Annotated in this window: 19 protein-coding genes; 10 read left to right on the top strand and 9 right to left on the bottom strand. The window is 70.6% G+C overall.

Translation table 11 applies throughout. The features are described from left to right. Positions 1–383: 383 nt before the first annotated feature. A complete protein-coding gene (gene recQ / locus EHF32_RS11445; RefSeq protein ID WP_137418299.1) occupies positions 384–2,405 on the top strand; it encodes a DNA helicase RecQ in 2,022 nt (673 codons plus the stop codon). A gap of 144 nt (positions 2,406–2,549) precedes the next feature. Here the strand turns inward: recQ and EHF32_RS11440 are convergent, their stop codons facing one another. Next, positions 2,550–3,806, bottom strand: coding sequence for a GNAT family N-acetyltransferase (locus tag EHF32_RS11440; protein WP_161594103.1), 1,257 nt, complete (start codon positions 3,804–3,806; stop codon positions 2,550–2,552). A gap of 195 nt (positions 3,807–4,001) precedes the next feature. Between EHF32_RS11440 and EHF32_RS11435 the strand changes: the two genes are divergently transcribed. Together EHF32_RS11435 and EHF32_RS11430 are read left to right on the top strand one after the other, a co-directional pair. Then, positions 4,002–6,110 (top strand): acyl-CoA dehydrogenase family protein, encoded by a 2,109-nt coding sequence (locus EHF32_RS11435; RefSeq protein ID WP_137418297.1) that lies wholly within the window; start codon positions 4,002–4,004, stop codon positions 6,108–6,110. A 32-nt stretch (positions 6,111–6,142) separates the two neighbouring features. Then, positions 6,143–6,712 (top strand): DNA-3-methyladenine glycosylase I, encoded by a 570-nt coding sequence (locus EHF32_RS11430; protein ID WP_137418296.1) that lies wholly within the window; start codon positions 6,143–6,145, stop codon positions 6,710–6,712. Positions 6,713–6,719: 7 nt separating this feature from the next. On the opposite strand, the gene EHF32_RS11425 is transcribed toward EHF32_RS11430, so the two are convergent. From EHF32_RS11425 to EHF32_RS11415, 3 genes are read right to left on the bottom strand one after another with little or no spacing between them, the layout of a single operon-like run. Then, positions 6,720–7,187, bottom strand: coding sequence for a recombinase family protein (locus tag EHF32_RS11425; protein ID WP_137418295.1), 468 nt, complete (start codon positions 7,185–7,187; stop codon positions 6,720–6,722). A 32-nt stretch (positions 7,188–7,219) separates the two neighbouring features. Continuing rightward, entirely contained in the window at positions 7,220–8,944 is a 1,725-nt protein-coding gene (locus tag EHF32_RS11420; protein WP_137418294.1) for a cation:proton antiporter, read from the bottom strand. Between the two features lies 1 nt (position 8,945). After that, positions 8,946–9,959, bottom strand: coding sequence for a malate dehydrogenase (locus EHF32_RS11415; protein ID WP_137418293.1), 1,014 nt, complete (start codon positions 9,957–9,959; stop codon positions 8,946–8,948). A gap of 95 nt (positions 9,960–10,054) precedes the next feature. On the opposite strand from EHF32_RS11415, the gene pip reads away from it, so the two are divergent. Further along, positions 10,055–11,026: a prolyl aminopeptidase gene (pip, locus tag EHF32_RS11410; protein ID WP_137418292.1), complete on the top strand. Its 972-nt coding sequence runs from the start codon at positions 10,055–10,057 to the stop codon at positions 11,024–11,026. A 3-nt stretch (positions 11,027–11,029) separates the two neighbouring features. Here pip and EHF32_RS11405 read toward each other — a convergent pair whose 3' ends face one another. Further along, positions 11,030–12,790, bottom strand: a complete 1,761-nt coding sequence (locus EHF32_RS11405; protein WP_238343691.1) for an aldehyde dehydrogenase family protein — start codon at positions 12,788–12,790, stop codon at positions 11,030–11,032. A 264-nt stretch (positions 12,791–13,054) separates the two neighbouring features. Between EHF32_RS11405 and EHF32_RS11400 the strand changes: the two genes are divergently transcribed. Beyond that, the gene (locus EHF32_RS11400) at positions 13,055–14,698 is read left to right on the top strand and encodes a GAF domain-containing sensor histidine kinase (protein ID WP_161594102.1); all 1,644 of its coding nucleotides are present in this window, start codon (positions 13,055–13,057) and stop codon (positions 14,696–14,698) included. Next, positions 14,695–15,318, top strand: coding sequence for a response regulator (locus tag EHF32_RS11395; protein ID WP_137418290.1), 624 nt, complete (start codon positions 14,695–14,697; stop codon positions 15,316–15,318). Before EHF32_RS11400 ends, EHF32_RS11395 begins: the two co-directional genes overlap by 4 nt. A 243-nt stretch (positions 15,319–15,561) precedes the next feature. Here the strand turns inward: EHF32_RS11395 and EHF32_RS11390 are convergent, their stop codons facing one another. The 3 genes from EHF32_RS11390 to EHF32_RS11380 all read right to left on the bottom strand — a co-directional run bounded on the left by EHF32_RS11390 (position 15,562) and on the right by EHF32_RS11380 (position 19,008). Next, positions 15,562–16,137, bottom strand: coding sequence for a DoxX family protein (locus tag EHF32_RS11390; protein ID WP_234074297.1), 576 nt, complete (start codon positions 16,135–16,137; stop codon positions 15,562–15,564). 138 nt (positions 16,138–16,275) lie between these two features. Next, on the bottom strand, positions 16,276–18,657 hold the full coding sequence (locus EHF32_RS11385) for an acyltransferase family protein (RefSeq protein ID WP_137418289.1): 2,382 nt from the start codon (positions 18,655–18,657) through the stop codon (positions 16,276–16,278). Positions 18,658–18,747: 90 nt separating this feature from the next. After that, positions 18,748–19,008 (bottom strand): glutaredoxin family protein, encoded by a 261-nt coding sequence (locus tag EHF32_RS11380; protein ID WP_137418288.1) that lies wholly within the window; start codon positions 19,006–19,008, stop codon positions 18,748–18,750. Between the two features lie 162 nt (positions 19,009–19,170). Between EHF32_RS11380 and EHF32_RS11375 the strand changes: the two genes are divergently transcribed. Then, on the top strand, positions 19,171–20,325 hold the full coding sequence (locus EHF32_RS11375; protein WP_137418287.1) for a glycosyltransferase: 1,155 nt from the start codon (positions 19,171–19,173) through the stop codon (positions 20,323–20,325). Positions 20,326–20,334: 9 nt separating this feature from the next. Here the strand turns inward: EHF32_RS11375 and EHF32_RS11370 are convergent, their stop codons facing one another. Then, a complete protein-coding gene (locus EHF32_RS11370) occupies positions 20,335–21,486 on the bottom strand; it encodes a polysaccharide deacetylase family protein (RefSeq protein ID WP_137418286.1) in 1,152 nt (383 codons plus the stop codon). Positions 21,487–21,662: 176 nt separating this feature from the next. On the opposite strand from EHF32_RS11370, the gene EHF32_RS11365 reads away from it, so the two are divergent. From EHF32_RS11365 to EHF32_RS11355, 3 genes are all read left to right on the top strand, one after another. Next, positions 21,663–23,363: an AMP-binding protein gene (locus EHF32_RS11365; RefSeq protein ID WP_137418285.1), complete on the top strand. Its 1,701-nt coding sequence runs from the start codon at positions 21,663–21,665 to the stop codon at positions 23,361–23,363. Positions 23,364–23,432: 69 nt separating this feature from the next. Continuing rightward, positions 23,433–24,263: a PhzF family phenazine biosynthesis protein gene (locus tag EHF32_RS11360; RefSeq protein WP_137418284.1), complete on the top strand. Its 831-nt coding sequence runs from the start codon at positions 23,433–23,435 to the stop codon at positions 24,261–24,263. A gap of 135 nt (positions 24,264–24,398) precedes the next feature. Then, positions 24,399–25,055, top strand: coding sequence for a fasciclin domain-containing protein (locus tag EHF32_RS11355; protein ID WP_137418283.1), 657 nt, complete (start codon positions 24,399–24,401; stop codon positions 25,053–25,055). Positions 25,056–25,063 lie beyond the last annotated feature (8 nt).

Here is a 25,063-nt window from a genome sequence, read left to right as displayed (position 1 = left end):
GGGACACGCAAGGGTGCGCGCGGGATGAGCTTGCGGCGCGGCGGTTGCGTGTCTCACCCGTGCACGTTGCGGGGGCTTGGGGCGTGAACCGTTGAGACACGCAAGGGTGCGTGCGTGGTGACCTTGCGAGCGCGGGGATGTGTGTCTCACTTGCGCACGTTGCGGGGGCTTCGGGCCTGAACCGTTGAGACACGCATGGGTGCGCGCGGGGTTTGGGCTGCTGTGTGTCTCAGTTGTGCACGTTGCGGGGCCTTGGGGCCTGAACGTTTGAGACACGCAGGGGTGCGGGCCGGCGGGAGGCGGTGGGAGACACGCATGGTGCGGGCGGCGGGAGGCGGTGGGAGACACGCAGGAGGCGGGCGGCGGGAGCCGGCGCAGCGCGGATGCGGCGCGGCGAGTTTGTCGGCGGGGCTGGTTACCCTGGGAGGGTGAGCTCGCCGCATCCGTCCTCGTGGGACGTCCCACCGGATGACTGGGCGCCGCCGGAGGACGAGCCGCCCTACGATCCGTACGGCGAGAGCGGGTGGGCGCCGCCGGACGACGGCTGGGTGCCGCCGGAAGACGCTCCCGCGTCCGCGCCGCGCCGCGACTTCGCGGGCCAGGACCCGAGGGCCGTGCTCCACGAGGTCTACGGCTACGACGCCTTCCGCGGCGACCAGGCCGACATCGTCGATCACGTCGTCGGCGGGGGCGATGCGATCGTGCTCATGCCGACCGGCGGCGGAAAGAGCGTCACCTACCAGGTACCGGCGCTCGTGCGGCCGGGGACAGGGCTCGTCGTCAGCCCTCTCATCGCCCTCATGCACGATCAGGTCGAAGCGCTGCTCGCCAACGGCGTGCGCGCCGCCTACCTCAACTCCACCCAGTTGCCCGGCGAGCGGCAGAGCGTCGAGCGTGCGTACGTGGCCGGCGAGATCGACCTGCTCTACGTCGCCCCCGAGCGACTCAACCTGTCCGCCACCACAGCGCTGCTGAAGCGTGGCCGGCTGAGCGTGATCGCGATCGACGAGGCGCACTGCGTGTCGCAGTGGGGCCACGACTTCCGCCCCGACTACCTCGCCCTCGGCGAGCTGGGCGCCCTCTTCCCCGGCGTCCCGCGCATGGCGCTGACCGCCACGGCGACGCGCGCCACCCACCGCGAGATCACGGAGCGGCTGGCGCTCGGCGACGCCCGCCACTTCGTCGCCAGCTTCGACCGGCCCAACATCCAGTACCGCATCGAACCCAAGGTCGATCCGCGCCGCCAGCTCGTCGCCTTCATCCGGTCCCAGCCGGAGGGCTCCGCCGGCATCGTGTACGCGCTGAGTCGCAAGAGCGTCGAGCAGACCGCCGACTACCTGCGTGCGCAGGGGATCGATGCGCTGCCGTATCACGCGGGCCTTCCGGCCGAGACGCGGACGGCCAACCAGTCGCGGTTCCTGCGTGACGACGGCGTCGTGATGGTGGCGACGATCGCCTTCGGCATGGGTATCGACAAGCCGGATGTGCGCTTCGTCGCCCACATCGATCTGCCGAAGTCCGTCGAGGGCTACTACCAGGAGACGGGCCGCGCGGGCCGCGACGGCGATCCCTCCGTCGTCTGGATGGCGTACGGGCTCGGCGATGTCGTGCAGCAGCGGCGGCTCATCGACCAGAGCCCCGGCGACCGCGCGTTCAAGATCCGGATGGGCCAGCACCTCGACGCCATGCTCGCGCTCTGCGAGACCGTCGAGTGCCGCCGACAGAACCTGCTCAACTACTTCGGCGAGCAGGCCGACCCCTGCGGCAACTGCGACACGTGTCTCACGCCGCCCGAGATCTTCGACGGCCTCGTGCCGGCGCAGAAGCTCCTGTCGACGGTCGTGCGCCTGCAGCGCGAGCGGAACCAGTCCTTCGGGGCGGGCCAGATCATCGACATCCTGCGCGGCGCCGACACCGACCGCATCCGTCAGCAACGGCACAACGAGCTCGCGACGTACGGCATCGGCGCGGACCTCAGCGACCAGGACTGGCGCAGCATCATCCGGCAGCTCCTCGCGCGCGGCGTGCTCGTCGCGCGCGGCGAGTACGGCACCCTCGCGCTGGGCGATGAGGCCGGCGGCGTGCTGCGCGGTGAGACTCCCGTACGTCTGCGGCGCGACGTGATCGGCCGCCCCGCCGCCGCACCCCGGGCGCGGCGGGCCGCCGCATCCGACGCCGTGGCCGAGGGGGATCGCGCACTGTTCGAGTCCCTGCGCGAGTGGCGCGCGCAGACCGCACGCGAGCAAGGGGTCCCCGCCTACATCGTCTTCGGCGACGCGACCCTGCGTGCGCTCGCCGAGCACCGTCCGGGCTCTCTCGCCGACCTCGACGGCATCACCGGCATCGGCGCCAAGAAACGCGATGCGTACGGCGAGGCCGTGCTCGAGGTTATCGCCGCGGCCTGACCCGCCCTCTCGCCGGACGGGTCGGCATCCCTTCCACAGGAGAAGTCCCCCCATCAGGACGATTCGCCGGGAATCGTCCTGCACAGTGGAGATCTCCTGCGGAACGTGCGCGTCGCGCGGTGCCGCGCGCGGCCGGGGGAGGCCTCAGGCCGGCGGGAAGCTGCGCACCCGTTCCACCCGCATCCGGAACGGGTGGGTCGACTCCTCCCGTGGCGCGAGGGGGAGGTCGTAGACGTCGAGCATGAGCTGCACGGGGTAGTCGATCGACTGGTTGACGGTCTTGACCCATCGCCCGTCGATGAAGAATCGGATGCGGTCGGGCGACCACTCCACCGCGTAGTCATGGGGCTGGGTGAGATCGCCCTCGACGCGGATCTTCTCGACATCGTCGCGCAGTCCCGGGTCGTGCTGGGCCTTGACGCCGACTCCCACCCATCCGCCGTCGTCGTCGAGCTCGTGGCCGAAGATCTCGCACACGCAGATCTCCCCCGAGTGCTCGGGGGCGTCTTCGACGCCGATCGGCCAGAACGCCACCATCGCGCGCGCGTCGCGCACCGCCGTCATACGCGCCTCGATCACGCCGTACCGAACGAGCCACAGCCCCGCATCCGGCTGCTCCTCGCGCACGACGAGCCCCTCGCGGAAGCGATGCTGCCCGACGGATGACCCTTCCGGCCCCGAGCGCTGCCCCGTCTGCAGGTGCGATACCCGCACCTCTCCGTCGATGTCGGGCGCCCACGGCGCGGTGTCGTCATCGATGCGCAGCTCGAGCCCCTGGGCTCCGGTGCGCCACCTGGCGCTCGTCGTCGCACGCGACGCCCAGTGCGGGAGGTAGTACGGCCACCACCGCTCCCGGTCGAGGGCGCCGGAGAACCGCTCGTCGACATCCGGCACGCGATCGCCGATCTCGAGCGGCGACATGTCGAGCGTCCATGTCGTCACCGTCAGTGATCCGCCCCGCCAGGGCTCGGTGAAGGTGCTCCCGCGGGCGAAGCCGACCGCACGGCACACGCCCTGGGATGCCGCGTTGTCGGCACCCGGGTAGGCCACGAGCAGCGTGCGGTCGCCACGATGCCGCACGCGCGCGATCAGGTGCCGCAAGGCCGTCGACGCGATGCCGCGCCCCTGCCATGCGGGCTCGACGCTCCATCCGGCCTCGTACGCCGGGGCGCCGTCGTGATCGACCTGCCAGAACCCGATCGCGCCGACCGGCTCGTCGTCGACGTCGATGCGGTACATCTCGGCCTCGCCGCTCGCGTTCAGGCGCAGGTAGCGCTCGTGGCGCTCGGCGACCTGTGCCTCGGTCTCGGGTCCGCCGATGAACCGCGTCATCTCCGGCGTGTTCGCGCGCTCGAGCACGGGAAGATCCGCAGAGGACCAGGGCTTCAAGGTGAGCGTCATGGGCGTACCTCCCTCATCCAGTGTGTCCGAGACGTCCGACACCGTCGCTCCTTCGCGGCCGATGTCGCCAGCACACAACCGGACGCGGCGACGTGGCCGCATCCGGTTGTAGAGGATCTGCAACCGAGTTGGGCTCCGGTTGTCGTGCTCCTACCGTCGAGATCGTCTTCCTCTGTCCCACCGAAGGGTGATGCCATGACCGACGCCGTCGTCCGTCCCGCCAAGCCTGCGACCAACCGGCGCACTCCCGCCGGGGGTGCGCCCACCGCCGCGCACTCCGCGGCCGAGGCCGCCGAGCCCCGCATCGACCTGCCCGCCGTGACCGAGATGCTGCTCGGCACGTGGGGCAAAACGCGCCGGGAGGCGCGCGAGATGATCAAGGATCCGGCCTTCTGGCGGATCGACGGCCAGACGGTCGCCGAGCACCGTGACCGTGTCTTCGGTCAGCTGGGTCTCATCGTCGAGCAGGGCGTGTCGGCGCGCGCGTACCCGGTCGAGTACGGGGGCCTCGGCGACAACGGCGCGAACATCGCAGGCTTCGAGGAGCTCGTGCTCGCCGATCCGAGCCTGCAGATCAAGGCCGGCGTGCAGTGGGGGCTCTTCGGTGCCGCCATCCAGCAGCTGGGCACGAAGAAGCACCACGACAAGTGGCTCGCCGACGTCGTCACGCTGAAGCTGCCGGGTGCCTTCGCGATGACCGAGACCGGTCACGGATCGGATGTGGCCGCGATCGGCACGACCGCGACGTACGACGCCGACACGGAGGAGTTCGTGATCCACACGCCGTTCCGCGGCGCGTGGAAGGACTACCTCGGCAACGCCGCGGTGCACGGGCGCGCGGCGACCGTCTTCGCGCAGCTGATCACCGGCGGCGTCAACTACGGCGTGCACTGCTTCTTCGTGCCGATCCGCGACGAGGCGGGCGACTTCCTGCCCGGCGTCGGCGGCGAGGACGACGGCGTCAAGGGCGGCCTCAACGGCATCGACAACGGCCGCCTGCACTTCGACCAGGTCCGCGTCCCCCGCGAGAACCTCCTCAACCGTTACGGCGACGTCGCCGCCGACGGCACGTACTCGAGCGAGATCGCGAGCCCCGGTCGCCGCTTCTTCACGATGCTCGGTGCCCTCGTGCAGGGTCGCGTCTCGCTCGACGGCGCCGCCACCACGGCTGCCGCTCTCGGACTCAAGATCGCCGTCACCTACGCCAACCAGCGTCGGCAGTTCGATTCCGGGTCGGGGACCCCCGAGGTCACCCTGCTCGACTACGGCAAGCACCAGCGCCGCCTCCTGCCGCGTCTGGCCACCGTCTACGCGCAGGCGTTCGCGCACGACGAGTTCCTCAAGAAGTTCGACGGCGTGTTCTCCGGCCGTACGGACACTTCGGAGGAGCGTGAAGACCTCGAGACCCTGGCCGCGGCGCTGAAGCCGCTGTCGACGTGGAACGCGCTCGACATCCTGCAGGAGTGCCGCGAGGCGAGCGGCGGCGCAGGCTTCCTCGCCGAGAACCGGCTCGTCGGACTGCGCAGCGACCTCGACGTGTACGTGACCTTCGAGGGCGACAACAACGTGCTGCTCCAGCTCGTCGGCAAGCGTCTGCTGTCGGACTACGCCTCGCAGTTCAAGGGCAAGGATGCGGCCGCCCTCGCGCGCTTCGCCGTGGGGAGCACCGCGGGCAAGGTGTTCCACGGGGCGGGGCTCCGACAGCTCGGGCAGTCGCTCGCCGACTTCGGCTCGACCGCTCGCTCGGTGGAGCTCGGGCTGCGCGAGGACCAGCAGTTCGAGCTTCTGGCGGGACGCGTGCAGCAGATGGTCGCCGACGTCGCCGCGCGCCTTCGTCCGGCGGCGAAGCTGCCCGCCGCCGAGGCCGCCGCGCTGTTCAACGAGTGCCAGTACGACCTCATCGAGGCGGCGCGTGCCCACGGCGAGCTGCTGCAGTGGGAGGCCTTCACCGACGCCGTGCACCGCATCGGCGACGACGGCACGCTGCGGGTGCTCACATGGCTGCGCGATCTCTTCGGGATGAGCCTCATCGAGAAGCACCTGTCGTGGTACCTCATCAACGGTCGCCTCTCCGCCCAGCGCGCCGGTTCCGTCTCGCGCTACATCGGTCGTCTGTCGGCCCGGCTCCGCCCGCACGCCCAGGATCTCGTGGATGCGTGGGGCTTCGAGCCGGAGCACATCCGCGCGCACATCGCGTCGGGTGCGGAGCAGCAGCGGCAGGACGAGGCGCACGCGTACTACGCGGAGCTGGCCGCATCCGGTGAGGCGCCGGTCTCGGAGAAGTCGCTGCAGAAGAAGCGCTGAGCGGTGTCGGCGCCCGCCGATAGCGTGGGCGGATGACCGACATCCTCGTGGGAGAAGACGGCCGCGCGCGCTGCGCGTGGGCCGGTGCCGATCCCGAGTACCTGCGCTACCACGACGAGGAGTGGGGCAGCCCGCTCCGGGGTGACCGGCCGCTGTTCGAGAAGATGAGCCTCGAGGGCTTCCAGGCCGGCCTGAGCTGGATCACCATCCTGCGCAAGCGCCCACGCTTCCGTGAGGTGTTCGCGGGCTTCGAACCGGATGCGGTCGCCGCCTTCGACGAGACCGACATCGAGCGGTTGATGGGCGACGCGGGCATCGTGCGCAATCGAGCCAAGATCGAGGCCGTCATCGGCAACGCGCGTCTTGTTCAGGCCATGTCGCCGGGCGAGCTCGACACGCTGATCTGGTCGTTCTCGCCCCAGGCGCACGTGCCACCGGCCTCCTTCGCGGAGGTGCCGGCCACGACGGCCGAGTCGACCGCGCTCAGCAAGGAGCTGCGCCGTCGGGGGTTCCGTTTCGTCGGTCCCACGACGATGTACGCCCTGATGCAGTCGGCCGGCCTCGTCGACGACCACGTCGCCGGCTGCTGGCGCGCGGCCTGAGTCGTCGTCAGCGGCCGGTGTCGAACAGGTGCCGGCCGGAATGGCCCAGCACCTTCACCATCACACCGCGTCGGCGAAGCTCCGCGACCGTGCGGGTCTCCTCGTCGATGTTGCGGCCGAGCGCATGCACGCTCGCCACAACGAGGACGTCGCCGCGGGTGAGGCGCCCGAACAGGCGGCTCAGGCGCTCCTCCCACGACTCGAGGATGTCGGGGGCCGGGTGGCGGAAGCCGTCGATGGGCACCCCGAAACGCGTCAGCTCGGCGCGCTGCTCGACGACCGAGGGCATGTCGTCGCGGTTCACGACGAGGCCCACGAGGCGCGCGCCGGTCGGTCGGGCACGCCACCAGTTGCGGTCGGTCTGCAGTTCCGTGAAGCACTTGGGGCAGTCGGCCGCCGGGTGGGGCAGGTGCAGTGGCGCGGTCGCAGGATCGGCTCCCGCACCGGCATCGGCGCCCGTCCCCTCGCTGATCATGCGTCCATTGTCCCCCGGATCGGGTGACGGTGTCACTCGGCGCCCGTCTCGTCCGACAGGCGCAGCTCGAGGCTGATCTGGTCGGCGTCGAGTTCGGCGAGAGCGTGGCGCAGTGCCGCGGTGCTGAACGACCCCGACGATCCCGCCTCGAGCAGGCGCTCGCGCATGGCGTCGATCATCTCGAGTCGCAGCTCCAGCACCTCGCGTGCCGCTGCCGTCATCTCATCGTCGGGCGGGTCCACGAGCCTCGCTCCCACTCGCGTCAGGATGCGTTCGCTGAACGCCGTTCCGTCGCGCCGGCGCAGATCGTCGTCCTGGAGTCGCTCGGATGCGGCCTCGCGCAGCACGTCGTCCAGCCGCCGCTGCTCCTCGCGCGTCGGTCCCGCGGACTCCGGCGGGATCCGGAGCAGACGCACCAGGGCGGGGAGGGTGAAGCCCTGCAGGAGCAGGCTGATGATCGCCACCATGAAGGCGACGAAGATGAGCAGCGGACGGTGGTCGGTGCCACGCGGGAGGGTCTGCGCCGCGGCGAGGGTCACGACACCCCGCATCCCGGCCCAGACGATGATCGTGCCGTGCTTCCACCCGAGCGGGGCGGAGCGGTAGTAGTCCAGGTCGGCACCCAGGCGCGCGAGCCGCTTGCGGATCGACGGGATGCGGCGCATCGCCCGCTCCGGGTTCGATCTCTCGATCGGTATCGTGCCGTCGGCCATGCCCTGCAGCCTGTTGTCGACGCGCTCGATGTCGAAGCCGGCGAACCGCCGCGCTCTTCGCCCCTGCTGCCAGATCAGGAGGGCGACATACACGCCGCGGACGGCGACGATGATTCCGAGGGCTGACAGGGCGAGCCAGGTGCCGTGCCACAGACCGTCGTGCTCGGTCAGGTTCTTGTTGACGACGTCGGTGAGCTCCAGCCCCATGACGAGGAAGACGCCGCCCTCGAGGACGAGCTCGATCGTGCGCCAGTTGGCCTCCTCCGACAGCCTCTGCTCGGGCGCGAAGCGTCTGGCCGCGCCTTGCCCTGTGACGATGCCCGCGACGACAGCGGCGACGAGCCCCGAGCCGTTGAGCTCCTCGGTGGGCAGATAGGCGATGAAGGGGATCGCGAAGCTGATGGCGGTGTTGGCCGCCGAGTGGCCGACCCACGTGCGCACGCGAAGGTTGACCCAGCCGACGAGTCCGCCGATCACGAGGGCGATCAGCACCGCCCACAGGAACGACAGGATGGTCTCGCCGAACGAGAAGCCGGCGGCGATAGCGGCCGTCGAGGTGCGCAGCAGCACGAGAGCCGTCGCGTCGTTGAGTAGGCTCTCGCCCTCGAGCATCGTCGTCACGCGTGTGGAGATGCCCATCCGTTTCACGATGGAGGTGGCGACCGCATCCGTCGGCGAGAGGATCGCACCCAGGGCGATGCCGAGCGCGAGGTCCAGACCCGGGATCACCCAGGTGAAGAAGAAGCCGAGCAGCACGGCGCTTCCCACCACGAGCACGACCGACAACCCCGCGATCGGAGTGAAGTCGCGACGGAACTCGATCGCGGGAAGCTGCACGGCCGAGGAGTACAGCAGGGGTGGGAGCACGCCCACGAGGATCCATTCGGGATCGACCTCGGGGATGTCGGGCACGAACGGCAGGGCGGCCAGCACGAGGCCGATGGCGACGAGCACGAGAGGACCGGCGATGTTGAGCCGCCGGCCCAGGGCCGTCACGATGGCGACGACGATGATGCCGCCGACGATGACGGCCAGATGCTCCACCTCAGATCACCCCCAGCGCCCGCACGGCCTCGCGCTCGTCGGCGAGCTCGGCGGCTGAGGCGTCCAGGCGGCGGCGGATGCGGGCAGGAACCTCCAGCCCCTCCACGATGCGGTAACCGCTGCCGTCCGAGCGCACCGGGAAGGAGCTGAAGAGCCCCTCCGGGACGCCGTACTCGCCGTGCGAGACGACCGCGGCGGAGGTCCAGCCCTGCTGCGTGCCCGCGACATCGTCGCGGATGTGCGAGATCGTCGCGTTGGCGGCGGAGGCGACGGAGGAGGAGCCGCGCACTTCGATGATCTCCGCCCCGCGCTTCGCCACCCGCGGGGTGAACTCGTCGTCGAGCCAGCGGATCGCCGCATCCTCGTCGCCGAAGCGCGCGGCGAGCACCTCGAGGGCGGGTGCGCCGTCGATCGTCGCGTGGGTCACGTCGGGAACCTGGGTGGCGGAATGGTTGCCCCAGATGGTCACGTCGCGCACGGCCGACACGCCGACGCCGACGGCCTCGGCGAGCTGTCCGACGGCGCGGTTGTGGTCCAGGCGCGTGAGTGCGGCGAAGCGTTCGGCAGGGACATCGGGCGCTGCGGCCGATGCGATCAGCGCGTTCGTGTTCGCGGGGTTGCCGACCACGACGGCCCGGACATCGGATGCGGCGTGCGCCGCGATCGCGGCGCCCTGGGGTCCGAAGATCCCCGCGTTCGCGGCGAGGAGGTCGCCGCGCTCCATGCCGGGGCCGCGCGGGCGCGCGCCGACGAGGAGGGCGATGTTGCAGCCGTCGAAAGCCACGGCCGGATCCTCCGTGACCTCGACGTCGCGCAGCAGCTCGAACGCGCCGTCCTGCAGCTCGAGGGCGGCGCCCTCCGCGGCGCGCAGTCCCTGGCGGATCTCCAGCAGCCGCAGCCTGACGGGTCGGTCGGGGCCCAGCATGTCGCCTGCCGCGATACGGAACAGCAGCGCGTAGCCGATCTGCCCTCCGGCGCCGGTGATGGTGATCGTGGTGGGCGCAGCTGTGCTCATGCGATGAGCATACGAGCAGGCTCACGGCGGGCACATCCCGGTGAGCGCCATAGCGCATCCGTGGACAGGATGGGGTGGCAAGGTACCGTGAGGATATGACGGTCTCCGAGCTCGACGACATCCTGTACCCGCCGATCGAGCCCTATGAGAGCGGAGAGCTGCTGGTCGGCGACGGGCAGCGGATCTACTGGGAGCAGTCCGGCAACCCGGAGGGCAAGCCGGTCGTCTTCCTGCACGGCGGGCCCGGCGGCGGGACCTCGCCCTGGCATCGACGTTTCTTCGATCCGGAGCGCTACCGGATCGTCCTGCTGGATCAGCGCGGATGCGGCAAGTCGACCCCGCACGCGAGCGACCCGACCGCCGACCTGCGCTTCAACACGACCTGGCACCTGGTCGCCGATCTCGAGCTCCTGCGCCGCAACCTCGGAATCGAGCGCTGGCAGGTGTTCGGCGGCTCCTGGGGGTCGACCCTCGCGCTCTCCTACGCCCAGGCGCACCCTGAGGTCGTCACCGAGCTCGTGCTGCGCGGTATCTTCACGCTCCGCCGGCACGAGCTGGAGTGGTTCTACGAGGGCGGTGCCTCGGCGATCTTCCCCGACCTGTGGGAGGGCTACGTCGCCGAGATCCCGGTGCTCGAGCGCAGCCGCATGATCGAGGCCTACCACCGACGCCTGTTCGATGCGGACCCGGCCGTGCACCGACCCGCCGCGCTCGCGTGGACCCGGTGGGAGGCGTCGACGCTCACGCTGCGTCCCGACCCGGATCTCGTGGCGTCGATGACGGATCCCGATGCCGCCACCGCGTTCGCGCGCATCGAGAACCACTACTTCGTCAACCACGGATGGCTGCGTGAGGGCCAGTTGATCGAGGAGGTGGACCGCATCCGCGACATCCCCGCGGTCATCGTGCAGGGCCGTTACGACGTCTGCACGCCGATCATGACCGCCTGGGACCTGCACCGGGCCTGGCCCGAGTCGGAGCTGATCGTCGTGGACGACGCCTCGCACTCCGCATCCGAGCCGGGTATCGCGGCGGCTCTGCGGGCGGCCACCGACCGGTTCGCGTGAGGCTCAGGCACCCATCGCTCTGATCAACGTCAGAGCGAGCCCGAGCGGATTGCGGTCGACCCGATAGCGGGTCAGCCCCTCGCTCACCGCCGCCGCTGTGCGTGCGGAGACGAACCACGGCGGGGTGGGCAGGACGGAGAAGCGCCCAGCGCCCAGCGAGCGAGGGAACGGGCGGAAGGGCCCGCGCAGCACCGACCGTTCGACGTCTGCGAGCAGCGAGGTGTTGTGCACGACGCCGATGCCCGATCCGACCTCTCGCACATCGGAGCCGGGGAAGGCGCCCCAGCTGAGCACGGGTGTCGCGAACAGCACGCCGGTCCACGCGTTGATCGCGATCCCGCCGTAGCGCAGATCGGCGATCGCCCTCTCGAAACCCGCCCCCATCGCATCCTCCGCGTCGGGGTCGACGATGACATTGGCGCCCAGGGTACCCGCGAGCGACGTGTTCGCGTGGGCGACGGCGGCGTCGAGGAAGTCCTGACCCGTTCCGGGCAGCTCCACCACGCCCAGCACGGGCGCGAAGTACTCGGTCGTCTCCAGCTCCGCGGCATCCTCCCCCGGCGCCACCTGCACGAGCGCGCGGCTGTGTCCGGCTGACCACTGGGCGCTCGGATACGTCGCCTCGAGCGCGTGCAGCCGCTCGTCGGCGCGGGGGTACCAGACCGGCCGTGCCGGGGCGCTGCGGTACGCCTCATGCAGGGCCCGCAGGAACTGCTCCCGCTGCGGCCAGTCCGCGCTCATCAGCACGACCTGACCCGCGATGCAGTTGTGGCCGCTGTTGTGCAGACGCATCGTCGCGATGTGAGCCGCCTGGAAACGGAGATCGGCGTCGGTCCAGTCACCCGGCACCACGATGATCGGAGACACTCCGCCGAGCTCCGCCGTGATGGGGGTGCGAAGGCGCGGCTCGTCGGTGGTGCGGTCCCGGTCGCCCCAGACGATGGCGTCGAATGTCGCGGCGGACCCGGTGATGTGCACGTGCTCGATGCCCTCGTGCGCGGTGAGGTAGGCGCCGACATCGCCGCCGCCGCGCACGATCCGCACGAGTCCCCGACCGATGAGCGGCGCGAGCGCGCGCTCGAAGACCGGCACGAGGTCGTCCTGGGTGGGGTTCACCTTCAGCAGGCTCACGCGGTCGAACGCGAGCAGCTCGTAGAGCACGTCCAGGACCGGGATCGCGGAGATGTTGCCCGCGCCGAGGACGAGTCCCACCCCGGCGGTGCCCGGAGAGACCTGCGCGAGCCCCGCGCGGCGGATCGCGGAGGATGCGTCGGTGCCGGGGCGCAGCCAGATCTCTCCCGTGAATCCCGACAGCAGGAGGTTGTCGATGGGTTCGCGTGGGAAGACGTGCGCGCGGATGCGGTCGCCCGGGGCCCGGTCGAGGCGCACCCCGTCGAGCGGGCTGCCGCCGGCGGCGATCCGGCGGAGCGTCGCGAGGTAGCCGTCGAGTGCGCCGAGCACGGCGTAGGGGCCCGAGAGCCACTCCTCGCCGCGGAGCGGGTGGTCGGGGGAGAGTCCCTTCGCGCGCGCGGCGACTCCGGCCCAGTCCGCGGCGGCGGCGCCGACCGCATCCCTCGTGGCCGAGAGCGCACGGATGCGCTCGGCGATGCTCGAGCGGGACCAGAGGGCGGCGCCCTGGCGGAGCGCGACGAGGTCGTCGTCGATCGCGGCTCGGAGCCGTGCATCGAGCTCGGGCGCGGACACGGGTGCGGGCGTTGCAGAGGACTCGGACGCGGGCACGGCGCTCTCCTTCGGGTGGGCCACCAGGTAAGTGTGCCGCGCCCGGCGTTCCGGATGCTGTGAGCCGGGCCTGGAGTACAACGCGCCGGTCGTCGGGGGTCGCCCGCTTTGTTCGCCTGTCACAGATCGAGCCGGATGGCTCGATCTGTGACAGGCGAACCGGGGGATGGGGGACGGGCGGGGACAGGGTGGGGGACGGGCGGGGACGAGGTGGGTAGTCACGGCGGCGGTCGGAGGGTGCTGACGGGGGCGCACCTAGACTTGGGCGCGACATCAGGGGAGGGGACCGTGGCCGACATCGAGGCGCGACTGCGCAGCCTGCTCTCGCTGAATGCGGCGATCGTCGGCCACATCCATCTGCACTCCGTGCTGCGCGAGATCGTCGAGTCGGCCGTCGACCTCGTCGGTGCGCGATACGGCGCGATCGGCGTGCTGGGCGCCGACGGCGCGATCGTCGACTTCGTGCACGTGGGCATCGACGAGGAGACGGCGGCGCGGATGGGGCATCCGCCGCGCGGACGCGGCCTGTTGGGTGCGATCGTGTCCGAGAGCGTGCGGGTCGATCACGTTGCCGCCGATCCGAGATTCACCGGATTCCCCGCGCACCACCCCCACATGGACAGCTTCGTCGGGGTCCCGATCCGCGTCCGTGAGGAGATGTTCGGCAACCTCTACCTCGCCGAGCACCCGGACGGCCATTTCACCGAGGAAGACACGGAACTCCTGCGCTCGCTCGCCGTGACGGCGGGCATCGCGATCGAGAAGGCGCGCCTGTACGAGGCGGCGAGGATGCGGGAGCGCTGGGCCGCTGCGACAGCAGAGGTGCGCGCGGTCTTCCTCGAGGTTGACGACGAGCGGCCCTACCGGCTGCTCGCCGAGCATCTGCCGACGCTCACCGGTGCGGCGCTCGTGGCGATCATCACCTCCACCGAACGCGGCACCGTGCGGCTGCAGATCGTGCGCGGCGACGCGATGGCGCGCCAGCTCGAGAGCGTCGAGCTCCCCGGTCACGATCGGGTCGCCCGCGCCCTGCTGTCGACGGGTGCCACCGTCCTGCCCGAGGTGGCACTGCCCACGTTCGAGGGCGAGACCGTGCGATTCGGCGATGCGTTCGTGGTGAGCCTCGGTGGACAGGACGGGGCGGATGTGGGGGTGCTGCTGGCCCGGCACCTGCGTGAACGGCCGTTCAGCGACGACGACATCCGGCGCACCACCGCGCTGGCCTCCGTCGCGGATCTCGCCGGGGAGCTCAGCCGTGCGCGCGCCGACCGCCACCGCCTCGCGCTGTTGGAGGACCGCGGCCGCATCGCGCGCGACCTGCACGACAACGTGATCCAGCGCCTGTTCGCGGCGGGGATGCAGCTGCAGGTCGTGTCCGCCGGCGTCGACGATCCGCGCGTCGGGGAGCGTCTCTCGGCGCAGATCGACGCCCTCGACGAGGCGATCGCGGAGATCCGCACCGCGATCTTCGCCCTGCAGCACGACGACGTGGGCGGCGTCACGTTGCGCGATCGCATCGTGGACGTCGTCGGAGAGTATCGAGCCCTGCTGGCGGATCCGCCGCGGCTCGTGTTCCGTGGTCCGGTCGATCACGACGTGCCCGCCGACCTCGCCCCGGAGGCCGCCGCCGTCGTGCGCGAGGCGCTCTCGAACGTCGTCCGGCACGCCCGCGCCTCGCACGCCGAGGTGCGGGTGGAGGTGCGCGACGGCCGCATCGTCATCGAGGTCGGCGACGACGGACGCGGGCTGGATCCCGCCCGTGAGCGGCGCAGCGGCCTCAGCAATCTGCAGGCGCGCGCCGAGGCCCGCGGCGGCACCTTCGCACTCGCGCCCCGCCCCGGCGGTGGCACCCTCGCCGCGTGGAGCGTGCCGCTGGCCGCTCCGGAGGCCGCATCCGATGACGAGACTTCACGGCAGGAGGCCGACACATGATCCGCGTCTTCGTTCTCGATGACCACGAACTCGTGCGCCGCGGGGTCGTCGACCTCATCGACGCCGCCCCCGACATGGAGGTCGTCGGTGAGGCGTCGACGGCGGCGCAGACGCTGCCGCGCGTGGATGCGGTGCGCCCGGACGTCGCGGTGCTCGACATGCGCCTGCCCGACGGCGACGGCATCGATGTCTGCCGTGACGTGCGCTCCGCGCATCCGGAGATCGCGTGCCTCATCCTCACCGCCTTCGACGACGACCGCGCGAGCGAGGCGGCGGTGCTCGCGGGTGCTGCGGGCTACGTGCTCAAGGACATCCGCGCGAACGGGCTGCTCGACAGCATCCGTCAGGTCGCCGCGGGCAAGACCCTCACCGGCACCCGCGCCGCGGAGCTGGTCCGCTCGCGTGCCGATGCGCAGGCCGCCCCCCAGGTCGACCTCACGCTGCGCGAGCGGCAGATCCTCGACCTCATCGCCGACGGACTGACCAATCGCCAGATCGGCGAGAAGCTCAACCTGGTCGAGAAGACGGTCAAGAACTACGTGTCCGGGTTGCTGCGCAAGCTCGGCATGGAGCGCCGCACCCAGGCCGCGGTCTACCGCGCCGAGCAGCGCCGCTCCTGACCCCGCGCCGCCGCCCACCCGCCGTCCGGGCGCCCCGGTCCCCGGGCGCCCCGGTCCCCGGGCGTGACGTCTCGGGTCCTCCGAACAAGCAAAGGCGCCGGGCGCCTCGGACAGGCAAAGGCCCCGGGTCCGGGAGCGGACCACGGGACCGGGATGCGGGTCGGTGCGGCGGACGTGCGGACATGACGATGCGGCGCTCCCCGGGCGAGGAAGCGCCGCACCGTCACGCGGCCAGCAGGTCGGCTAGATGAGCCAGTGGTTCTTCTGCACGATGGGCAGCTTGCGCCACTGGGCGCCGAGGCCCCACGTTTCGCCGGCCGCAAGTGCGACGAAAACGATGAGCATGAGGGCGTAGATGATGTGGTAGTCGACGACCGGGTTGGTGGAGCCGGTGCCCCAGATCATCGGGAACTCCGCCATCCACATGAAGAGCATGATCGCGCTGCCGGCGACGGCGGCGACCCGCATCCCGATGCCGAGCATGACGGCCAGTCCCACGCCGAGCATGCCGGCCATGAACAGCACGTCGGTCAGCGGAGTCGCGATCGCCTGGAAGATCCCCTTGAACGGGCCGCTCACGGCCTCGCTGTTGAGGAAGCCCTGGGCGGGCGTGCCGCCGTTGATCCAGGCCCGCTCGACCGGAGTGGAGAAGCCCAGGCCGAAGGTCTTGTCGAGGAAGGCCCACAGGAAGATGAAGCCTGTCGCGAAACGCGCGATGGCGACGGTGCGTCGAGCCGCGAGGCTGGTGACGACGCTCGCCTCTGCCGTGATCGGCTTGGCAGCGACCTGCGTCCGGACATTTGCGGTGATGGTGGCCATAAGAGGTGTGCTCCTTTCGATCCCTCGGAGCGGCGGTGTGGGGCCGGAACCTGGGGGCTGTGTGTGTTTGTTGGTTCCACCCTCCTCCGCCCGACCAGGGGCGGATAGGGACCTAGGTCCCACCGTCACGGCCGCCGCTCAGAGGAGTCCTGCGGCCGCCAGCTCCGCCCGCAGGATCGGGGCGATCCGCTCGGCGAAGGGCACGCTGAGGTGCGTCTGGTCGTACTTGACCGGCAGTGCCCCGGCGAATGCCGGGCACACGCCCTCCCAGCAGCTGAACGGCAGCGAGCTGATCGCGTGATCACCGGATGCGGCGGCCGCCCGCTCGGCCAGCGCCTCCATCTGCTGCCAGGTCGGCGACACCGCGCTCGCGCAGTCGTAGGGCGAGGTGAGCGGCGAGTAGCAGCGCGCGAGGTCGGCGCCCTCCGGGGGAGGAGCGAGGTGCACGATCCGCCCCGGCGCGCCGTAGCCGGCCGCCTCCGCCTGCTGCGAGGCGATGAGCGTCTCGGCGCTGAGGTCCTGCCCGTCCGGGGTGTGGCCCAGTGTGTACGCGTCGCTCATCACGACGATGCTGGGGCTGTCGGCGAGCACCATGGCGCGTACGTCGGCTTTGCGCTGCTCGCAGGCCGCCATGACGCCGGCGCCGTCGTTCTGCACCGCCACCTCGGTGAACCGGCAGCCGTACAGCCCGACGGTCGTGACCCGGATGGCGCCGCCGCTGTCCTCTGCCATCTTCTTGAACGCGGGGGCGTACGCCATGGCGGTCGAGTCGCCGACGAGATAGATGCGGGTCGCGGCCTGCTCCGAACCCCAACTGCACCGGGCGGCGTCCGGGGTCACGTCGGGAGCGAAGCAGTCCCGTGCCGGATTGTCCGCCGAGCCGCGGGCGATCACGGTGTCCAGCGACGGTGAGAGGGCCGGCCACTGCGTGGCGGATGCGGCGGCCGCCAGTTCGCTCTGGATGGCGGCGAGCGGGTCGTCCCCACCCGCCTGGGCTTCGGCGGGCGGGGAGAGCGGCCCGATCACCGGCGCGCCGAAGATGCTCTGCGCCACCAGGACGGCCGTCAGGACCGCGATGCCGAGCCCGGAGGAGGCCAGGACGATCTGCGTTCCGAAGCGGCCACGCCAGGCGCTCCACGCGGACCCGCCCTCGTTCCCCTCCTCGGCGGCTACCTCCTCCGGAACGAGGATCGGTGCCACCACCGGTTCCGGGTCGGGATCGGCGAGCACCGGCTCGATGACGCGGTCGGCGGGGAGAGGTCGTGGCCGCGGCGAGCCGGGGTAGTACCGGGTGCCCGGGGTCCATCCCGCGGGACGCGTCGCCACGACGCGCGGCTGCGGCACGGCGCGCGGCTGAGCCGAGGCGGCTGGCGCAACGGCGGCGGCGCGCGGGGCTGCGACGGGTTCCGACGGCGCGGGCTCGGCCGCATCCGCTGCGCGCGGCAGCAACGGCGCGTACCGCAACGGCTGCTCGACGATGAGATACGTCGCCAGCGACAGGACGGCGATCGCCCCCAGGGTGAGCCAGAGCGCTTCGTCGCGTCCGGCGAGGACCACCGAGGCGAACACGATGACAGGGAAGTGCCACAGGTACAGCGAGTACGACATGTCGCCGACGAAGACGCTGAGCGGATTCGTCAGGGGGAACAGGTGACGGTGGCGCGGATCACCGCCGACCCCTCCGGCCAGCACGAGCGCCGTCGACGCGACGGGGAGAGCGGCCCAGGGTGCGGGGAAGCCGCCTGCGGCCGGATCGATCACGGCGAAGGCGGCCACGATACCCGCGAGACCGACCCACCCCATGATCCCGCCGACCGGCCGCGGGATGCGCGCGAGCAACGGTGCGGCGGCGGCCAGCATCGCGCCCGCACCCAGCTCCCACGCCCGGGTGAGCGTGGAGAAGTAGGCCACGGTCACCTCCGACGCCGTCTGGGATGCGGCCCACAGCGCCGAAACGAGCACGATCGCCCCCGCGATCCCCGCCACCGTGAGACGGCCACGCCGGCCGCGCCGCGCGGCCGAGGGCAACAGCAGGAGGCTCAGCACCACGACGCCCGGCCAGACCAGATAGAACTGCTCCTCCACCGAGAGCGACCAGAAGTGCTGCAGGGCGGATGCCGCATCCGTCGCATGGAAGTAATCGGTGCCCGCCGCGGCGAAGTGCCAGTTCGCTGCGAACAGTGCGGACCATGCCGCATCGTGAAGCGTGCGCTCTGCGACGACGGCGTTGAACACGATGAAGCCCGCGCCGACGGTGAGGGCGAGGACGACGACGGCCGCGGGCAGCAGGCGTCGCGCACGCCGCCTGTAGAAGCGGGCGAGACTCACCCGCCCCGTCGCCTCGACCTCGCGCAGCAGCAAGCCGGTGATGAGGAAGCCCGAGATGACGAAGAACACGTCAACGCCGACGAAGCCCCCGCGGGGCCACCCCGTGGCATGGGCGCCGACGACGGCGAGCACAGCGAGGGCGCGCAGGCCCTGGATGTCTCTGCGGGATGCGGGGGGAGGAGTGCGGTTCACGTGCTGATTCCGGCGTAAGCCGGAATCAGTGTACGGGGAGCGGTCCCACGCTCTGCGGCGCCGGCATCCCGTTCAGAGGCGGGGTGCCGCTCAGATGATCGACAGCTCGCGCAGCTTCGCGTCGACGTCCGCGTTGGACGGCTCGACGTGGTGGGTCGCGTCGGGGTAGACCACGACCGGGATGTTGGTGCGCCCGGAGATCTCGCGGGCCACCTCCGCCGCGGCGGGGTCGGCCTCGAGGTCGACGTAGGTGTATTCCACGCCCAGCTCGTCGAGCTGAGCCTTCGTGCGGCGGCAGTCGCGGCACCACTCGGCGCCGAACATCGTGATGCCGGATCCCGTTTCGCTCATGGATTCCAGGGTACGGGTAAACAGCCCGTGATCGGGTGGTTACGAGTTGGCTAGCGGATTCCTATGCGCAAGCTCAACCCCAGGGAATTGACAACCGGAGCGTGCCAGGATGAGGAATGTCGCCCGCACTCGGGCGTTCACAGCTTCCATCAGGCGGTGCACATGCAGGTCACGGTCATCGTCCCCACGTTCAACGAGGCGCCCAATGTGGCGGAGCTCGTGCGTCGGGTCGCCGCAACCGCGAAGGGCTTCAGCGTCGACATCCTCTTCGTCGACGACAGTACGGACGAGACGCCCGACGTCATCCGACGCGTCGCGGCCACCGCCAGCATCCCCGTTCGCCTCATCCACCGCGACGACCCCGTGGGGGGTCTGAGCGGAGCCGTCGTCGCCGGTCTGGATGCCGCCCCCAGCGACGTCTGCATCGTCATGGACGGCGACCTTCAGCACCCGCCGGAGGACATCGCCCGTCTGGTCGGGCGCTACCTGCACGGCGACGTCGATGTGGTGGTGGCGTCGCGCTACACCGCAGACGGCACGGCGGGCGGTCTCGCCGATCGGTCGCGCGTGATCGTCTCGCGCGGGTCCACCGCCGTGACGAAGGCGATGTTCCCGATCCGCCTGCGCGAGGTGACCGACCCCATGACCGGGTTCTTCCTCGTGGACCGTCGTGCCATCGATCTCGACCAGCTGCGCCCGCGCGGCTTCAAGATCCTGCTCGAGATCCTCGCGCGTCGTTCGCTGCGCGTCGCCGAGATCCCGTTCGCGTTCGCGGACCGCTTCGCGGGTGCCTCGAAGGCGTCGTTCTCGCAGGGCATCTCGTTCCTCGCGCAGCTCGCCATGCTCCGCTTCGGCAAGATGTCCGCCTTCGCGCTCATCGGCGCGCTGGGCGCGGTGGCCAACGTCGCCATCGTGTGGCTGCTCTCGCACGCCGGTGTCACCGACCTCGCCGCGATGATCATCGCCGCGGAGACGACGATCATCGCGAACTTCCTGCTGCAGGAGCGGTTCGTGTTCCAGGACATGCGGGAGCAGGCATCCGGGATCGGCAGCAGGTTCGCGAAGTCGTTCTCGTTCAACAATGTCGAGCTGCTCATCCGCATCCCGATCACGACGCTGATGATCTCCACGTGGCACATCTCGGTGGTCATCGCCACCGCGGTGACCCTCGTGGCCGCCTTCGTGGTGCGCTTCCTGTTCCACTCGCTCGTCGTCTACGCACCCCGCCGCGCCTCGTCGCCGCGCCCGGCTCCGTCGCGCGCCCGCTACTTCGTCGAGGAGATCGACCGTCAGGCGATCTCACCCGGGGAGATCTGATCCGCCGGATCAGCCGATCAGGTTGATGAGGTCCTGCAGGCCCATGCCGTAGTTGATCCGCACAGTGGGCAGAGCCAGCTTGTCGGTGCCGGCGTGCACGTAGCCGGGTTCGATGGTGCGGGCCATCTCGTAGCCGGCCTGGCGCAGGCCCTCTTTGGCCGTGTCGTTGTAGTGGCCGTAGGGGTAGGCCATGACTTGCTTCACGCCGAGGATCGCGGCCGAGGCGTTCATGTCGGCGACGATCTGGTCGACCGAGTAGTTGACCATCCTGCCCTTGCCGTTGTCGCCGGCCGTGTGCATGTCGTGGGTGTGTGAGCGCTGGAGCACGTGGAGGCCCGGTGACGGCGCCTGCCGCGCTCCGGTGATCACGAACGAGGTCGTCAGCACGCCGTACTTCTCGACCACGGGAACGGCCAGATCCAGCCAGGTCTGGTCTGCGTCGTCGTCGGTGACGATCACGGACTGGTGGGGCAGGTAGAGCTGACCGTCGATGAAGGCGCTCAGCTCGTCCCACGTGGGCAGGTAGAACTGCTTCTCGGCGATGTAGGCCATGTGCGCGTCGAAGTCGTTGATGTACGCGTAGTTGCCCTTCAGCCAGCCGTCCTCGCCCTCGGGTCGGGTGGTGAACTGGTGATACATGAGGATCGGGACGCCGACGTCCTCACTCGCGACCTCGTCGGGGCTCTTCCACGCGCCGTACAGCGTGATCTCGTCGTCGGTGCAGGTCACGACGTCGGCGCCGTTCACGCGCGCCGCGATCGTGAAGGCCTGTGCGTCGGCGGGACCGGTGTACCAGCCCGCGAAGACCGCGCCGTCCCGGCGCGGGATCGGCAGGGAATCGTAGAGAGCCCCCTGCGACTGAAGCTGCGGCGGTTCGGTGATGGCGTCGCCGGCGAAGCTCACGGCGCACGCGGCAGGGTCGTCGCTGTCGGCGAGCAGTTGCCGGCTCGCGGTGAGAGGGGTGGGGGTGGGGGTGGGCGTCGGAGTCGGTGGATCTGCCGACTGGGCCGCCGGTGACGGTGTCGAGGTCGTTCCGCGCGCGAGGGCCACGACGCCGACGGCGATCAGGACCACGGCGAGGACGCCGATGGCTGTGACGAGTGCTCTGCGTCGGCGCAGCACCGAGCGGCGTCCGCGTTGCTGTCGTCTGGTCGTCTCCATGAATCCCCCGGTGCCGTGCGGTCGGCTCCCCTTGGCGGCGACGACCGCACCGATGCTATCGGGCGTGCCCGGGAACGGATGCCGCGGCCCGCACACACGCGGTTCTAGACTGACCGGACGGCGCCAGAGCCCGCTCGCGAGCGCCGCATCCTCTCCCCGTCGAGAACGAAGACACGATGCTCCACTCCGCTGCCGGCCGCGCATTCCGCGAGGCCAGGGACTTCCTGCTCGCCCACTCCCACGACATCGAGGCCGCTCGCGTCGGGTTCGTCTGGCCCGATGTCGGAGACCACTTCAACTGGGCCGTCGACTGGTTCGACGAGATCGCTCTCGGCAACGACCGGCTCGCCTTGCGGGTGCTCGAGGAAGACGGCACCGAGGAATCGCGCACCTATGACGAGATGCGGGTGCGCTCCGACCGCGTCGCGAACTGGCTGCGTGAGAAGGGCGTGCGCCGCGGTGACGCCGTGATGCTGATGCTCGACAACCGGGTCGAGCTCTGGGAGGCGATGCTCGCGATCATGAAGCTGGGCGCCGTCATCCTGCCGACCTCGGTCGTGCTCGGACCCGACGATCTGGCCGAGCGCATCGATCGCGCAGGCGTGCGGGTCGTGATCGCGGATGCCGCGGATGCGGAGAAGTTCGACGCCCTCGACGCCGGGCTCGTGCGGGTCGTCGTCGGCGGAGACCGAGAGGGCTGGGCCTCGTTCACGGATGCGGACGCCGCATCCGACGAGCGCCCCGGGGTCGTCGTGGACTCCACCGACACGGCGATCGTGTACTTCACCTCCGGCACGACCTCGCGCCCGAAGATGGTCGAGCACACCCACGTCTCGTATCCGGTGGGCCACCTCAGCACGATGTACTGGATCGGTGTGCGCCCCGGCGACGTGCACATGACGATCAGCGCGCCCGGCTGGGGCAAGCATGCCTGGAGTCTGTTCTTCTCGCCATGGATCGCCGAGGCGACGGTGTTCGTATACAACTACCGCCGTTTCGACGCGGTGGCGCTCGCCGGCGAGCTCGACCGCGCGGGGGTCCACACGTTCTGCGCACCGCCGACCGTGTGGCGCATGCTCATCCAGGCCGATCTCGAGCACAAGCCGCGGGCGCTTCGCGAGCTGCTGTCGGCCGGTGAACCGCTCAACCCCGAGGTGATCGCCACGATCGAGCGCTGGTGGGGCATCCAGATCCGCGACGGCTACGGGCAGACCGAGCTGACCGCCGTCATCGGCAACACCCCGGGCGTCGCGCTCAAGCCCGGATCCATGGGACGCGCGCTTCCCGGCGTCGAGATCGTGCTGCTGGACCCGGTCACGGGCGAGGTCGCCGACGAGGGGGAGATCTGCCTGCCCACGGAGCCGGTGCGGCCGCTGAACCTCACGCCCGGCTACATCGGCGAGCCCGAGCGCACCGCCAAGGTCGAACACGACGGGTACTACCACACGAGCGATGTCGCCGTCCGCGACGCCGACGGCTTCCTGACCTTCGTCGGGCGCACGGACGACGTGTTCAAGGCCAGCGACTTCAAGGTGTCGCCGTTCGAGGTGGAGTCGATCCTGCTCGAGCACGCGGCCGTCGCCGAGGCCGGCGTCGTCGGAGCTCCGGATGCGGTGCGACTGAACGTCGTCAAGGCCTACGTCGCGCTCGCCGCGGGCGTGGAGCCGGATGCGGCGACCGCGCGCAGCATCCTCGCGCACGCGCGCGAGCACATGCCGCCGTACATGCGGGTGCGCCGCGTCGAGTTCTTCGAGCTGCCCAAGACGATCTCCGGCAAGATCCGCCGCGTCGAGCTGCGCGAGCGCGAGGAGGCGGCCGGGGCCGAGCGCATCGGCTCCGAGTTCCGCGAGAGCGACTTCCCCGACCTGAAGGGCTGACGTCCGACCGGTCCACGCAGCGCCGGGTGGACCGGAGCCGGTGCGCCGGAGCGTGGGTAGCGTGGCACCGTGAGTGAGATCGAGCACTGGACCGCCTTCTCCGACGACCCCGCGGGCGGCAACCCGGCCGGGGTCGTGCGCACCGCCGAGGGATGGAGCGACGAGCGGATGCAGCGCACCGCTACCGACCTCGGGTACGCCGAGTCCGCGTTCGCGACCACCGATGAGGACGGTACCCGCCGGATCCGCTACTTCTCACCGATCGCCGAAGTGCCCTTCTGCGGGCACGCGACGGTCGCCACGGCCGCAGCGCTCGCGGAGCGCGAGGGCGACGGTCGATTCGTGTTCGAGACCGCGGTGGGCGGGATCGAGATCGAGACACGTTCGGACGACCAGGGGCGCCTCGTGTCGTTCACGAGCGTCGAACCGGGTGCCGCGGAGCTGACGCCCCAGACGCTGGACGACCTCCTCGCTCTGCTGGGGATCGATCGGGATGTGTTGCATCCGTCGTATCCGCCCGCTCTCGCGTACGGCGGGAACTGGCATCCGCTGATCGTGCTGGCCGAGCGTTCGGTGTTCGACGCGTTCACGTTCGACCCCGGAGCCGCGCGCCGCCTGCTCGACGAGAATGGATGGCCCGCCACGATCATCGTGCTCTGGCCCGAGAGCGACACTCTCTGGCACGCGCGCAACATCTTCCCCGTCGGCACGGTCGCCGAGGATCCCGCTACGGGTGCTGCCGCCGCGGCCACGGGTGGATACCTGCGCAGCCGCGGCCTCGCGCCGCGGCGCATCCGGATCCGTCAGGGCGCACACGTGGGGCGGCCGAGCGTGCTCGATGTGGACGTGACCGAGACGGGCGGAATCGTGGTCTCCGGGAGGGCCGTGCGCATCCGCTAGAAATTCTTCCCATCCGTTTCACGGGGCACGCCGAACAGATGATGTACGCCGCAAGAGTGCGGCGGCCTCGCTCCCGGCACCGGGGCGTGTTCTGAACGAGTCGGCACACAGCGACTCTCTGATTCGGAGGACATCATGCGCACCAACAAGAAGCACCTGTTCGGCGGCCTCACCCTTCTCGCCGTCGCCGGGTTCGCACTCGCCGGCTGTGCGGGCGGATCTGCCGGTACGTCCGAGAGCACCATGGCGCCCGAGACCTCGACGGCGGCTCCGATGCCCAGCGAGACGATGGATGCGGCATCCGACCTCGTCGGCGCCGGCTGCGCCGACTACGCCGCGATGGTTCCGAGCGGCGCGGGCTCGGTCGAGGGCATGTCGCTCGACCCGGTTGCGACGGCCGCATCCAACAACCCCCTGCTCACCACCCTCGTGGCGGCCGTCAGCGGCCAGCTGAACCCCGACGTGAACCTCGTCGACACGCTCAACGGCAGCCAGTTCACCGTCTTCGCTCCCGTGGATGAGGCCTTCGGCAAGATCGACGCCGCGACCATCGACTCGCTGAAGACCGACAGCGCGGCGCTCACCAAGATCCTCACCTACCACGTGGTCCCCGGCCAGATCGCCCCGGACGCGATCGACGGCACGCACACCACGGTCGAGGGTCAGGACGTGACGGTGACCGGCAGCGGTGACAACATCATGGTCAACGACGCCAAGGTCATCTGCGGTGGCGTGAAGACCAAGAACGCGACCGTGTACCTCATCGACTCGGTGCTGATGCCCCCCATGTGATCCCCTGA

The organism is Microbacterium sp. RG1 (assembly GCF_005347485.1).
GTDB lineage: Bacteria > Actinomycetota > Actinomycetes > Actinomycetales > Microbacteriaceae > Microbacterium > Microbacterium binotii_A.
This window is presented reverse-complemented; position numbering and strand designations above follow the sequence as displayed.